12 protein-coding genes and 1 tRNA gene are annotated in these 13,801 nt (G+C 68.6%); 4 read left to right on the top strand and 9 right to left on the bottom strand.

Translation table 11 applies throughout. From position 1 onward, the window contains the following. Positions 1–108: 108 nt before the first annotated feature. From ACWGIC_RS07995 to ACWGIC_RS07960, 8 genes are all read right to left on the bottom strand, one after another. Positions 109–2,568, bottom strand: a complete 2,460-nt coding sequence (locus ACWGIC_RS07995; RefSeq protein WP_452075154.1) for a tetratricopeptide repeat protein — start codon at positions 2,566–2,568, stop codon at positions 109–111. A gap of 733 nt (positions 2,569–3,301) precedes the next feature. Further along, positions 3,302–4,237: a glutamate ABC transporter substrate-binding protein gene (locus tag ACWGIC_RS07990; RefSeq protein WP_452075153.1), complete on the bottom strand. Its 936-nt coding sequence runs from the start codon at positions 4,235–4,237 to the stop codon at positions 3,302–3,304. A 29-nt stretch (positions 4,238–4,266) separates the two neighbouring features. Continuing rightward, positions 4,267–5,655, bottom strand: coding sequence for a hypothetical protein (locus tag ACWGIC_RS07985; RefSeq protein WP_452075143.1), 1,389 nt, complete (start codon positions 5,653–5,655; stop codon positions 4,267–4,269). Between the two features lie 91 nt (positions 5,656–5,746). Further along, the gene (locus ACWGIC_RS07980; protein ID WP_452075142.1) at positions 5,747–6,802 is read right to left on the bottom strand and encodes an ATP-NAD kinase family protein; all 1,056 of its coding nucleotides are present in this window, start codon (positions 6,800–6,802) and stop codon (positions 5,747–5,749) included. A 143-nt stretch (positions 6,803–6,945) separates the two neighbouring features. Beyond that, positions 6,946–7,167 carry a heavy-metal-associated domain-containing protein gene (locus ACWGIC_RS07975; protein WP_452075141.1) on the bottom strand — a complete coding sequence of 74 codons (222 nt, stop codon included), beginning with the start codon at positions 7,165–7,167 and terminating at the stop codon, positions 6,946–6,948. Positions 7,168–7,357: 190 nt separating this feature from the next. Next, entirely contained in the window at positions 7,358–7,561 is a 204-nt protein-coding gene (locus ACWGIC_RS07970) for a cold-shock protein (RefSeq protein WP_009071749.1), read from the bottom strand. A gap of 211 nt (positions 7,562–7,772) precedes the next feature. Continuing rightward, positions 7,773–8,117 carry a hypothetical protein gene (locus ACWGIC_RS07965; RefSeq protein ID WP_452075140.1) on the bottom strand — a complete coding sequence of 115 codons (345 nt, stop codon included), beginning with the start codon at positions 8,115–8,117 and terminating at the stop codon, positions 7,773–7,775. 226 nt (positions 8,118–8,343) lie between these two features. Further along, a complete protein-coding gene (locus tag ACWGIC_RS07960) occupies positions 8,344–9,987 on the bottom strand; it encodes a thiamine pyrophosphate-binding protein (RefSeq protein ID WP_452075139.1) in 1,644 nt (547 codons plus the stop codon). Positions 9,988–10,111: 124 nt separating this feature from the next. On the opposite strand from ACWGIC_RS07960, the gene ACWGIC_RS07955 reads away from it, so the two are divergent. From ACWGIC_RS07955 to ACWGIC_RS07940, 4 genes are all read left to right on the top strand, one after another. Further along, positions 10,112–11,392, top strand: coding sequence for a hydroxyacid-oxoacid transhydrogenase (locus ACWGIC_RS07955; RefSeq protein ID WP_452075138.1), 1,281 nt, complete (start codon positions 10,112–10,114; stop codon positions 11,390–11,392). Then, entirely contained in the window at positions 11,386–11,793 is a 408-nt protein-coding gene (locus ACWGIC_RS07950) for an acyl-CoA thioesterase (protein WP_452075137.1), read from the top strand. The genes ACWGIC_RS07955 and ACWGIC_RS07950 overlap by 7 nt, the downstream gene beginning before the upstream one ends. Positions 11,794–11,906: 113 nt before the next feature. After that, on the top strand, positions 11,907–12,416 hold the full coding sequence (locus tag ACWGIC_RS07945) for a hypothetical protein (protein WP_452075136.1): 510 nt from the start codon (positions 11,907–11,909) through the stop codon (positions 12,414–12,416). Positions 12,417–12,581: 165 nt separating this feature from the next. Next, positions 12,582–12,657 (top strand) — tRNA-Lys (locus ACWGIC_RS07940). 231 nt (positions 12,658–12,888) lie between these two features. Here the strand turns inward: ACWGIC_RS07940 and ACWGIC_RS07935 are convergent. Then, a complete protein-coding gene (locus ACWGIC_RS07935) occupies positions 12,889–13,752 on the bottom strand; it encodes an SAM-dependent methyltransferase (RefSeq protein ID WP_452075135.1) in 864 nt (287 codons plus the stop codon). Between the last annotated feature and the right edge of the window lie 49 nt (positions 13,753–13,801).

The following is a 13,801-nucleotide window of genomic DNA, read 5'->3' as shown; positions in this document are numbered from 1 at the left end:
CTTTCCCGCCTTGACAAGCCCCCTCGAACCGTCATCACAATCAGCTTCGGGGTGCCCCCTCACGAACGAGGCGCAATGTCGCCGCCAGGCGACGAGCCCGAGCCGCCCTCAGGTCAACGTCCGCGGCCGAATCGCATTCGCCCGATCCACCAACGCGATCCGATCCCCAGCGTCATCCGTCAACCGAGCCAAAGACCGATAACACCGCTCCAGCCCAAACCGGACGTCCCGCTCCTCCAACGCACACCCCAGCACCTTCGCCGCACTAACCGGCTTCGCCTGACCAGGCACCCTCAACCAGTCGTACGCCGCCTCCAGCACCTCCGCACTAAGCCGCGTATGCCGCTCAGCATCAAGATTCAGCCGCTGCAACCGCCCAGACGCGTCAACCAAATCCCCCTCGGTCACAGCCGGATGCTCCCCAGCCCCGACCCCCTGCGCCCGAGTCTTGATCTTGATCGCAGCGACCTGCGCATCCACATAATGCGTAGACGTAGCCGGAACCCCCTCCAGCACCTCCACCGCACTCTCCCGAGCCCCCTGCGCCAAATACACCCGCGCAAGCCCGAACGCCGCACTCACATACGTCCGGTCCGTCCGCCAAACCAGCTCGTAAAACCGCGCGGCCCCGAAGTAATCCCCAACCCCCTCAGCGCTAACCGCCAAGGCAAGCTTCGGCGCGATCTCCCCCGGCAGATCGTCGTAAACCGCGTCGAACGCCACATGCGCTACCCGCGGCCGACCGCCAGCCAGCTCGATCAACCCGCGGTACCAGTCAATCCGCCAGTCGTGCGGGAACCCGTGCCGGATCGCCAGATACTGCGCAGCCTGCAACTGCCGCTGCGCCTCCACGAACTCGCCCAGCTCGATCCGCGCCCGCACAATCCGCAACCGCACCTCAATCGACTCGCGCGGAGCCGTAGCGAGAGCCTCAATCGCCTCATGCGGATCGAGCGCGGTCGTCGTGGCGAGCACCCCGGCCGCCGGGTCGTCCGTGTCGACCTGCGGAATCGGCAACCCGGCAACAACCTCGGCGGCGTCCGGCAACGGCACCCGCTCGCCCTGCTCCGGCACCACCAGATGAACGCCGAACGTCCGGCTCTCCGGCCCGAACACAGTCGACGCGGCCGGACGCGGCTGTCCGGTACCGAGCGCCATGATCTCGCGCAGCACCCCGGTGAGCTGGTCGGCCATGTCGTCAGCGGCGATGAACCGGCGGTCCGGATCCGCGTGCGTGGCACGCTTCAGGAACCGGTAGTACGAACCGAAAAGCGCGAACAACGGCACGGCGTCCGGACCGGGGAGCGTGTTCTTGTACTCCCGGGTGTAGCCGGCGAACTCGAAGCTCAGCACGGCCAGCGTCCGGCCGACGGTGTACAGGTCCGAGGACACCGACGCGCCGTGCGACGCCAGCTCGGGCGCGCTGTACCCGGTGGTGAAGAACAGCGGGCTTTCGTAGTCGTCGATCCGCCGCACCGCGCCGAGGTCGATCAGCTTGAGCTGCTCGCGGGTCTGGATGACGTTGTCCGGCTTGAGGTCGCAGTACAGCAATCCTTGGCCGTGCAGATAGCCGAGCGCAGGCAGGATCTCCAGGCCGTACGCGATGACCTGGCCGATCGGCAGCGGCTCCGGCCGGTTGCTTTCCCGGTGGTGCTGCAGCGCGAGCTGGCGCAGCGACTGGCCGCCGACGTACTCCATGACGATGTAGCCGACGGTGTTGCCGGTCTGCGCGTCCGGATGCTGAACGAAGTTGTGGATCTTGACGATGTTCGGGTGCTCGACCTCGGCGAGGAACCGCTGCTCGTTCGCCGCGGCGGCCATCGCGGTGGAGTCGCCGGTGTCGATGAGGCCCTTCAGCACGACCCAGCGGTCGGACACGTTGTGGTCCTTGGCCAGGTAAATCCAGCCGAGACCGCCGTAGGCGAGCGCGCCGAGCACCTCGTACTGGCCGCCGACGACTTCGTGCGCCTTCAGCTTCGCGATGAACGAGAACGGCGTGCCGCACTTCTCGCAGGTGCCCTCGGGCTCGCCCGGCTGACCGTCCTTGCCGCGGCCGACCTTCGCACTGCAGTTGCCGCAGAACCGCTTGTCCTCGGCCACGACCGGATTCGCCAGCACCGCGGTCGACGGATCGCGGTACGGCACCGGCGGGACGTCGATGAGACCCGCGCCGAGCCGTCCGCGCCGGGACCGGCGGGTGCCGCGCGAGCCGGTGCGCCGGGAGGTGCCGGGGAACGAACCGGTTCCGGTGCCGGTGCCTTGTGAGCCCTGCGAACCGTGGGTGCCGGTGCCGTGTCCCTCGCTGCCGCCGGACGGCAGGACGCTGTCCGTGCCGTGGTCGGGCAGCGGGCCGCCGTCGGCGGGGGCAACCCGCGGCGTCGGCGGCATGATGCTCTGGGTGTGCGGCGTCGGGCTGGCCAGCACGCTGGTCGGCATCGGCGCGGCCGGATCGACCGGAGCGACCGGCTGGTTCGACTGCGGCAGGATCACCGGAGCCAGGTCGCCCGGCGGACGCGTCGGGGCGTCCCCTCCGTCAGCCGGACGCTGATCCTGAGCTTGAGCGCCCATCGGGATCGGGCCGGAGTTCGGGCCGGTGGCGCGGTTCTCCGGCGGGCGGGACGGACGGTTTCCCTGCGGCTGCTGCGGACGGTTCGGCGGAACCGGCCGCTGTCCGGTGCGCGACTGCGGCGGATACGGCTGGCCCTGGGACGGCGGCGCGGGCTGGCCGGGCGCGGCGGCCGGGTACGGCTGACCTTGCGAAGGCGGCTGACCCTGCGGGCGGCCTTGCGGCGGCATCGGCGGCTGACCGCCGCGCGGAGCCGGACGGCCCTGCGTCCGCGGCTGCTGTCCGGCCTGACCCGACGGAGCGGCCTGGCCTGATTGAGCCGCCTGACCCGGTTGACCGGGCTGCCCAGGCTGAGCGGACTGTCCGGGCTGACCGCCCCGCGGCACCTGCTGTCCAGGTTGCCCGCCCGGAGCACCTTGGGCACCCTGCGGACGCTGCACCGGCGCGCTGATCAACGTCTCGGCGTCGGGATCCGCTTGCGGGTTCAGCCGCCCGGACACCGACGGTTCCGGGGTGTCCCAGCGCACCGGTGGCGGCGGGGTCCACGAAGCGTCGGCCGCTTCGCCCCGCCCGGACGGCTGGTCCGCGGCTTTCGCCTGGTCGCCGTCCCCGTCCGGTGCTGCGTGCCGAGGACGGCGCGCCTCCTCCGACACAACTACCTCCCGAGCTCCCCGCGGCGAACCTGCCGCTCAAAAAGTACAACTTGCGCCCCGCCGTGCGGCGAGACCGGCCTGGTCACCGGTATTGCGGGGACGGCGGGTTCGCCGGTCCCAGCCGAGCGCCGACCCAGGTCTGGTAACTGTTCGCCCAGGTGCCGTCGCCGCGGATCTTGTCCAGCACCGCGTTCACGAAGCGGACCAGGTCCTCCTCGTCCTTCGGGACCCCGACGCCGTAATTCTCCTGCGTCATCGGGTCGCCCGCGACCTTCACCGTCGGATCCTGCGCGGCCATGCCGGCCAGGATCGTGTCGTCCGTGGACACCGCGTCGACCTGGCCCTGCTGCAGCATCACCAGGCAATCCGACCAGTTCGGCACCGACACCGCGACCGGTTTGGCCGGGTCGGTGGCGATTTTCGCGAGCGAGGTCGACTTCGCCGCCGCGCACACGCGTTTGCCGGCGAGATCGGTCAGCGACTGCGCGTTCGACGACTTCGGCACCAGGATTTTCTGCCCGGCCACGTAGTACACCGACGAGAACTGCACCTGCTGGCGGCGGGCGCAGGTGATGCTGTAGGTCCGGACCACTACGTCGACCTGGTGCTCCTTGAGTACCTTCTCCCGCTGCGACGACGTGATCGCCCGGTACTGCACGTGCCCCTCGGAGCTGCCGAAAATCGCCTTGGCGATCTCGTTGACCAGATCGATGTCGAAGCCTTCGAGCTTGCCGGTCTTCGGATTCCGGAAGCCGAAGAGGTAGGTCGTCTGGTCGACGCCCGCGATGAGCTTCCCGCGCTGCTTGATCTTCTGCAGGCTCGGCCCGGAGGGGTCGAGACCGTTCGGCGCGAGGCTGGCCAGCGGGTTGCAGCTGGTGTCGGAATCGCCTCCGGCCGCGGCGTCCGGACCGCCGACCCCAGCCGGGGCGGGCCAGGCCGCATCGGTGACCGGCGCGGCCTCCATCGGCCGGTCCGCCGTCCCGCAGGCGGCGGCCAGAACCGCGACCACCGCGAGCACGGCAGTCCGGACGAAGTGCCGCGACCGGATCACCGGTACTCCCTCAGTCTCTCTCGCACGCCGATTGTCGCGCCGCCGGCGGCGAGTACCGCCAGCACTCCGACACCCGCCGCGAGCGCGGTGAGCGCGTTGTCGCCGGATCTGGTGCTGTCGAGGAATTCCTGACGGCAGACGTCGATCGCGGCCTGAAGGTTCGTGTCGAGCCGGGCGAACGCGGCGGCGGCGCTGTTCGGGCTCACGCTCGTCGCGAAGTCCACCGCCTCCTGGTACTGCCCGCCGTCGTCGAGGCGGCGCACCTGAAGGTGGGCCAGCGACCATTCGCGCGCGGCTTGTTCCGCCACTTCGATCTTCTGCTCGCCCGCGGTGCCGGACGCGAGGCCGCGCGCCTCGCCGAGCAGACCGCCCTTGCCGTCCGCGCCGACGAGCTTTTCGGCCAGCTTGATGAACTGCTGCTCGTACGCGCCGCCGTCGCCGCGCGCGACCAGCGTGAGGGTTTCGTCCGCGCGGGCTTGCAGCGCGTAGATCCGGGCCCGCACCAGGATGTCGACCTGCGACGTGCCGTCAGTGCGCCCGGTCGCGACAAGGCTGCCCTGCACGACGAGCGCGACCGCGCCCCACAGCAGCGACAGCACGATGCAGCCGGTGGCCACGAGCAGCCCGATGTTCAGCACCCGGTTTGTCCGCCGGGTCAGGTAGATCTGCGCGGCCACGAGTGCCGCGAGGAGCGCGAGGACCAGCGCGACCGCGGCCCACGGCACGTCGCTGCTGCTGTCCTGCTCGTCGGAGAGCTTTTTGGTGTGCGCGTTGTAGAGCGCGTCCGCGGCGGGCAGGATCGTCGAGCGCATCAGCTGCGAAGCCTCGCGCAGATACGAAGCGCCGGACGGGAAACCCTGCCGGTTGTTCGCCCGCGCGGTCTCGACGATCCCGGTGTAGACCGGGACCTTCTGGTTCAGGATGTCCACCTGGTGGGCGGCGTCGCCGACGTCGGCGGTGTCGGACGCCGCGCGGGCGAGCGCGGATCCCGCTTCCGCGATGTCCTGCTCGTACCGCTTCCGCAGCGCGGGCGGTTCAGTGCCGACGGAAAGAAAGGCGCTGGCCGCCGTCGCGTCCGCGTCCGAGAGCGAGCGGAAGACCTGCTGCGCGGCCGCCGCGAGAGGTTCGCGGTGGTCGATCAGGCCGTTGATCGTGTTGTCCTTGTCCTTCACGGACAAGACGCCGACGAGGCCCGCCACCAGCGACAGCAGCACCAGCGCGACCGCGATCAGCGACAGCTTGCCGGGCGTGGTGGTCGACGATCTGACCACCGCGCGCACCGCCTGGCCGGGCAGCTCCAGCAGCCCCGCGATTCCGCTGCGGCCCTGAAGTTCCTCCGGTGGGGGCTCAGCAGTCGTTTCCGGCCGCGTCGCAGTGCTGCTCATCCCCGATCCTCCCCGTGTGCCACTCGCAGAAGGTAGCCGGTCGGGCAAGCCGCAGCGAACGACACCCAGAAGGTGTCACCTGCACGTGATCTCAGCCAGCGCACTGGCCGTGGCTTCGGCCTTTCTCGACGGTTCCACTCGTAGCGGTACTGCGCAGCAACCCCTGGGTTGCCGCTTCGGCCATTGCCGCGCGTACGTCGACGCACCAAGGGCCGTCGGCGCGCAGTTCTACGTACGCGCCTTCGCCGTTTTTCAGTTCCAGCTCACGTTCTCCGTCTACTGCGATAACGCCGCCACCTGCAGCAAGGTCCACGCGTACGCCGGGGCGCAGCACTCCCCAACCGCGTACTCCAACTGGACGCACGACGCCGGGCGCGATCGCGGCCTGCACTACGTACGCGGAACTGTCGACCGGACCAAGCTGAAGCGCTACGCCTTCGGCGCTGTAACGAGAACTCGGACACAGTTGTCCGGCGATGCTCGACAGGCCAATGCCGTCCGGCTCGGCGAAGGTGCAGTACAGCTCGGTGAGCGCAGTGGGATCCCAGAGAGCCTTCGCGCCGACGTGTTTGTTCATCGAGACCGCGACGTCCACCAACGCGATCTCGCGGCGGTTCTTCGTCACGACCTCAAGCATGCTGACCCGCTGGGTCACGAGATCGGCGTCGACCTGACCGCTCGCGACCATCCCGGCGGCGAGCCCGGCCACCGTGGCCTCTCCGGCCTGCGGGAACGCGTTGTTGGTGCCAGTCGGCAACGCGAGCAGCGGCACCTCGCCGCACGCCTTCGCGGCGACTCGGGCAGTGCCGTCGCCGCCGAGGCACACGATCACGCCAGCCCCGGCGTCGACCATCCGGCGCACCGCGTTGATGGTGTCCTGCGCGGTGCCAGTGAGCGTGTCTTCGTCACAGAACTCCACCGCGGGCAGCGGATCGCGGCCGAGATCGCGCAGCACGGAGGCGGAAATGCCGCTGAGATCGGTGGACAGCAACGTTCGGTCCACGCCGGTCACCGCGAACGACGACAGCAGCCGGCGCACCAGGTTGGCCTTCTCCTCCACCGGGACGGCCGACGCTTGCGTGACGAGCCTGCGGATGTCCTGTCCGGACGCCGGGTTCGCCACTATTCCCGCAACGACTTCCCCCATCGACCATCCCCTCAGTCCGCTGCCGCCAGGGGACCAGCACACGCGTCCGGCCGCGCGGAGGAAAGGGTTGCACGGACGTTGCATCGGCCGTGCCTCCACGCCGGCCAGAGCCTACCCTGGGTTCGCGCGTGGCTACCCATCGTTCAAACGAGAGAAGCAAGCCCTTCGTAGGTGTACCCGGCTTCTTCGACGGCCGCGCGGACGGCGCTCTCGTCGAGAGCTTCGGCGCTGCGGACCGTCACGTGTCCGGTTTCGACGTCGACAGTCACGTTCTCGACCCCGGGCACCTCGGTCAGTTCTTCGGTGACCGACTGCGCGCAGTGGCCGCAGGACATCCCGGCGACGAGATAGGTGTTTTCGCTCATGTCCGCGAGCCTACGAGTCCACGGGCGAGCCACGATCGGGTGATCCACAATGGCCGGTCAGGCACACAAAGCCTTGGCAGGCAAGGGAATCCGCATCGTGAGACGGCCGGGAGTCCTCCGCAGCCGCGGAGACGAAAGAAGCCACCACCCCCGGAGCCGGGAGTGGTGGCGACTTAGCGATAGACGCAGGTCAGATCAGGCTGACCGACGTGGCCTGCGGGCCCTTCTGGCCCTGGCCGATCTCGAACTGCACGCGAGCGTTCTCCTCGAGGGTACGGAAACCGTTGCCCTGGATCTCGCTGTAGTGCACGAAGACGTCGCCGCCGCCGTTGTCGGGAGTGATGAAGCCGAACCCCTTCTCGGAGTTGAACCACTTCACGGTGCCCTCAGTCATCTAAACAATCTCCATACATAACACCAAAACAGGAAGCCGACCGACGTCCTGGGCCCAGACACGGGCGAGATGCGTTCCCCGGAGAGGAGGCCCACGCCCGCTGAGTTCTGCGAGCGTGCTTTACCACGAACACAAAAATCGAGACCACTTAAAGTAAAGCACAGCGGAGCGGGCCCCGACAAGCCGACTCACCCCAGTTCCCGCGACCGGGTCACTCCCCGCTGGCGTGGCGCAGCTGCGCGCCGAACGGCGAACGCCAGTCGGCGCCCTGGTCAGGCGCGACAACGGCTACGTCGTGCGCCTCCGCACTGGCGCTGAACTGCACCGGAACCACTCCGGACCGGGTCTGCGCGGGCACCTCGGCAGCCTCGGCGGCGTGCTCCGGCTCCTCGCGCACCACGGACACCAGCGCACCGGCCCGCGCGGACCGGGCCCGGCCGCGAGCCGTCGCCGCGGCGGTACGGGATTTCCCGTCCTTTTCGTCGGCCATGACGAACTCCCCTCGTTCCTTCCCCGCGGCAAGCGGGGCGATGACCGCGATGGTGCCATCCGGCACCGACAAAATCCGGCCGAAACCGGTTGTCCCCACCCCTGAAACGCGCCGAATGGCCGCGAACCGGGCCGGGGAACGTGTCCACCCGGGAATTTCCCCAACCGGACGCCGGCCGAACCGTGCGCACCGAGTCCGGATGCCGAACCCCGGGAACGCCTTCAGGTTACCCGAGCAGTCCCCTGCCAGCTACTGAACTTTCCCGGCGTTTCCTTGTGTTCTCAGGAAGATTTCAGGTCCCGGAAGGACGCTGGGCTCCGAGAAGGGTGCTCAGCCGGACGTCCGGGGTCACGACATCCGGGTCTGTGCGGACGTCGATCACACACGGCCGCTGCCGGACAAGCGCGCTCGCGATGATCGGCTCGAGCCGCTCTCGATCGTCCACCGTGTACCCCGCCGCGCCGAGCCCGCGCGCCCACGAAGCGAAGTCAGTCAGCGGAATGGTCACCCCGGACAACCGTCCGTGCGTACGGGCCTGATGCATCGCGAGGGGGCCGTGCAGTCCGTTCTGGAACACCACCACCATCACTGGCGCGCGGTACCGCACAGCGGTCTCGATCTCTTGCCCTGTCATGAGCGTGCCCGCGTCGCCGACCATCGCGACGACAGCGCGTCGCGGCTCAGCAAGCTTGGCCGCTACCGCCGCAGGGACCGCGTACCCCATCGCAGCGTTGCTCGGACCGAGCTGGCTGCGCGGAGCCGTGAAGCACCAGTAGCGATGCATGAACTGCGCGAAGTTGCCAGCGTCACTTGTGACGATGGTGTCCTCGGGCGCGAGCTTTCGCAGCGCGCGTACGACGTCGACGGGATGTACGCGCGTGTTGTTGCTTGTGTTCGGCGGCGTCATGAAGGTGTGTACGGCAGCGTTCGCGGCCGACGCTCTGCGCGTACGCGGCGAAGCGATCGCGCGCAGCTCCTTCAGGAACGGCTCGACCTCAGTGTCCACACGGAACGTCAGGCCGCGGCGACGCTGTTCGTCGATACCAGTGCCGACAAGGACAAGCGTCTGCTGTGGAGTCGGGTAGCGGAAGCCCTGCGTCGTGACTTCGTCGAGCTGAGTGCCGAGCGCGAGCACAAGGTCGGCTCGTTCGAGCGCGTCGAGCTGGCGTGCCGGAATGCCCAGGCCGAGGTGTCCGGCGTAGCGCGCGTGGTTCTCCGGGAAGGCGTCCTGGCGGCGGAAAGCGTTGTACACCGGGAGCGCCAGCTCGTCCGCCACCGCGATCAGCTCGTCCCGCGCCGACCGCGCGCGTCCGCCGACGATGACCACCGGATAACGCGCTTCGTCCACCAGACCGGCAACCGCTTCCGCCGAACGGCCCAGCGTTCCAGTGACGGGCGGGCGAACCTTCGCCACCGGTTTGGCCGAGTCGTACGGCACACCCCACGCGTCGCTGGGCACGCCGATCACCACCGGGCCCGGCCGCCCTTCGCGGCAGCGGGCGAGGGCTTCGGCGAGGAGGTGCGGCACGTCGTCGGGATCGTCCGCGCGGACGCACCATTTGGCGATCGTTTCGAACATCCCGGTCGAATCGGACGCGGGGACCTCGCCGGTGAGCACCGGGTCGAGCGCGGGGGTTTCGAGCAGCACCACCATCGGCGTCTCGTCCTGATACGCCGTCTGCACGCCCATGACCAGCGCCGCGGCGCTCGGCCCGCGGCTCGCGAGGAGCACGGCAGGGCGTTCGGTGAGCTTGCCCTCGGCCTCGGCCATGAAGGCGGCGCCCGAATCGTGGCGGGCCGAAACGAGCGTGACGTCTCGCTCGCGGCGGAGCGCGTCGAGCAATTCCAGGAACGACTCACCGACGACCGCGTACACCCGGCGGACCCGGGCCTCGTTCAAGACGCGTACGGCCGTTTGCGCGACGGTGGTGCCCACTTGGTATCTAATGAGGAGAGCTTAGGGCGGCACCGTGAACCGGCGTCAAGTGATCTTGAACAACTCGCCGCGGGATTGTGCCAATTGCCGGATCGGGCTGCCCACCAGTTGGGAGGACGCCGTCGTGACATCCGCCGAACATGAGACTGTTTTCACTTATGGGGCTCCTGGGCTCAAATACGGAACCGGCTCAAGCGACGAGATCGGATACGATCTGACCCAGTTCGGCGCGCGCCGGGTGCTCGTCGTCACCGACCCGGTCGTCGCGGCGACGGGGTGGCCGGAGCGGATCGCCGAGGGCATCCGCGGCTACGGGATCGCGGCCGAGACGTTCGACGGCGTACACGTCGAACCCACCGACATCAGCCTCCAGAAGGCAGTGGACTTCGCGCGCGGCACCGGCCCGTACGACGCGTTCGTGGCGGTCGGCGGTGGCTCCAGCATCGACACCGCGAAGGCCGCCAACCTGCTGACCAGCAACGACGGCGAACTGATGGACTACGTCAACGCGCCGGTCGGCGGCGGGCGCGCGCCGGCCAACCCGCTGAAGCCGCTGGTCGCGGTGCCGACGACGACCGGAACCGGGTCCGAAAGCACCACGGTGTGCGTGCTGGACGTGCTGTCGCTGCGGGTGAAGAGCGGCATCAGCCACCTGCGGCTGCGCCCGACACTCGCCGTCGTGGACCCGCGGCTCACGGTCAGCCAGCCCGCCGGGGTTACCGCGGCGAGCGGGATGGACATCCTCTGCCACGCCGCGGAGAGCTACACCGCCAAGCCCTACACCGAGTTCGGCCGGAAGCGGCCGGAGGAACGGGTGCCCTACTGCGGGGCGAACCCGCTGGCCGACATGTTCGCGGAGAAGTCGCTGGAACTGCTGTCGTGGGCACTGCCCGCTGCGGTGCGCGACGGCGACGACATGGCCGCGCGCGAAGCGATGGCGCTGGCCGCGACGTTCGCCGGGCTCGGCTTCGGCAACGCCGGCGTGCACATCCCGCACGCCAACGCGTACCCGATCGCCGGACAGGTACGGGATTTCCACCCCGACGGCTATCCCGGCGACGAACCGATGGTGCCGCACGGCATGGCCGTCTCGCTCACCGCGCCCGCCGCGTTCCGGTTCACCTTCTCCGCGAACCCGGAACGGCACCAGCGGGTCGCCCGGCTGCTGGCCCCGGACTTCGAATGGTCCGGCGACTTCGCCGACCATCTGCCAGCCGTGCTGACCACGCTGATGCGCGAGATCGGCCTGCCCGCCGGAATCGGCGCGGTCGGCTACACCGAGTCCGATGTGGACTCCCTGGTGGAGGGAACACTGAAACAGCAACGCTTGCTGGCCACCGCGCCGCGCACACCGTCCGAAAAGGACCTGGCGGGGATCCTTCGGGATTCGGTGCAGCTGTGGTGAACTACCCGCATTGGCAGACGGTTCCGTTGCGATGGAAGGACAATGACGTCTACGGCCATGTGAACAACGTCGTGCACTACTCGCTGATGGACACCGTCATCAACACCTGGCTGATCGAACGCGGTGGCCTGGACATCGAGGCCGGGCCGGTGATCGGGCTGTGCGTGGAATCGCATTGTGCTTACCACGCTTCGGTTTCGTTCCCAGACACCCTGCGGATCGGACTGCGGGTCGCGCACCTGGGGCGGTCGAGCGTGCGATACGAGATCGGGATGTACACGGCGTCGGACACCTTGGTGGCGGAAGGCCATTTCGTGCACGTGTTCGTGGACCGCGAATCTCGGCGGCCGGTTGAGGTGACCGGAAAACTGCGGGAGTCGTTGGCGGAACTGGCTGTTTGAGGTCTCGAGGTTGCCTCCGTGTGCGAAACGGCACCACGGGCGCACCTCCGGCTCTCGGTGAGCGTCTACCTGGATAGAAGAACGTTCAGTCAAACAATCACCAGGAGGCCACCGTGATCACCCTTCGCCGCACCCTCGCCGCCGCCGCCGTTCTCGCCGCAGCGGGCGGGACCGCCGCTCTCACCGCAACCTCCGCGAACGCTTCACCAGCCGAAACGCCGTTCTGCACCGACGCCGACGTCACCGTAACCGCGACCCCGGCCACCGACCACGCGGCCGGACACCATGCCGACGTCCTGCACTACTCCGCAGCGACCCCGACGACGCACTGCACACTCAGCGGCGCTCCGTACAACACCGTCTTCTACGACAACGCCAATGCTCCGCTGGGCGTACCGACCACCTCGGACTCCAGCGAAGGCGCGCCGGACGTGCTCATCGACTCGACGCACACCGCCAGCTCGTACGTCGTCATCCCGACCACCGCGGAACCCGGCCCGAACTCGGTCAAGGCGCTGGAAATGCACCTGCCGTCCGATGCTTCGCGCACGCCGATCGGGGTGTACTGGCCGGGCAATGACCTGACCACGTCGGCGCACTTCAGCGTGATCACGCAGGACTGATCGGGTGCGGTGCCCGCTTGTTCGAGGTGTTCCGTCCGCTGCGGCGGTTCGGGCACCTCGAACTCGCTGGTGGGAGGGTCTGTAGGCGGGTCCGGTGGGCTGTCCTGGGGTGGGGGTTGGGCCGGTGAGCGAGGGGGCGGATGGCTCCCGCTAGACTGGGGGCGCGGGCCGTTAGCTCAATTGGTAGAGCTGCGGACTTTTAATCCGTAGGTTCTGGGTTCGAGCCCCAGGCGGCCCACCAAAACTCCCAGGTCAGCGCCTCGTTGATCACGGCCGATCAAGGCCAGCCCCGCCGGTTTTGAGCCTGACTGGCTATCTCGGTGACGTTGTTCGGGTCGAGCAGTCCGTGCTGGCGAAGACCAGACTCGTCGACAACCGACCGTCTTTCCACGCCTCGGCTCACCACCGCTCCAGCAGCGCCAACCTACAGCCCTGGCTTGATCAATTTTCTAGAGCGTGATCCCGCCAACTGTCACCGCGTCGCGTGTACGGAGCGTTCGATCTCCGAGACCGGCATAACGCGACCACCCGGTTCGAGGTAGCGGCTGCGGAATTCCTCAGGCCCTGCTTGCTCGCGCTCGTGCCAGCCATATTCAGCAAGGAAAGCCTCGACGTGGTCCGGCACCATGCCGAAACGCCACAGCTGCCGTTTCTTCACGAACTCGGCGTACGCGGCCTCGGCACCGTAGAGGGCAGCGCCGTCGAGGAAGTCCTTGCGGACGTAGGTGAATACCAGGTGACTGCCCGCGGGAGCGGTGGCGAGGAAGTCGAATGTGCGGCGGACGCCGTCTTCGGTGAGGTACTGGGTGACTGCTTCCCAGACGAAGAAGGTCCGTCGGGCGGGATAGCCGTGCTGGGCTAGGGCGTCGGCGAGGTTCTGGGTTTCGAAGTCGGCCGGCACCAAGGTCACGTTGGCGGGGACGCGGCCGAGCGCTTTGGTGAGCGCGGCGCGTTTGCGGTCGATGTTGGCGGGCAGGTCGACCTCGTAGACCGGGATCGTCGCGAGGGCGGACAGGCGGCAGGCGCGCGTGTCGAATCCTGCGCCGAGGATGACTACGGCCTCGATTCCGCCATCTTCGAGGGCGGCGCGGAGAGCGTCGTCGACGTAGCGTTTGCGGCACAGCATGCTCGCCCACAGGCCGGGGATCTTCTTTTCCGTCGCGGCGGTCATCGCTCGCCGGATCGGCCGGTACCTCGTCAGCGCGACGGCGAGCCGGCCGCTGGCGGGCAGGAGGCGGCGGGCCCACGGGTCGTCGATCAACGGGCGGGTTTCGTGTTGGTCGGCGGCGACGATGACCATCGGCCCGAAGGCGGTCCGGTCGGCTCCAGTGCTCATGGCGTGCTCCCCAGGCAGGTCAAGAGGAATCCTTTGTGGACTAACGCCG

Source organism: Amycolatopsis sp. NPDC054798 (assembly GCF_053611505.1).
Note: the sequence above shows the minus strand (reverse complement) of the source record. Positions and strands in the feature narration are given on the sequence as shown.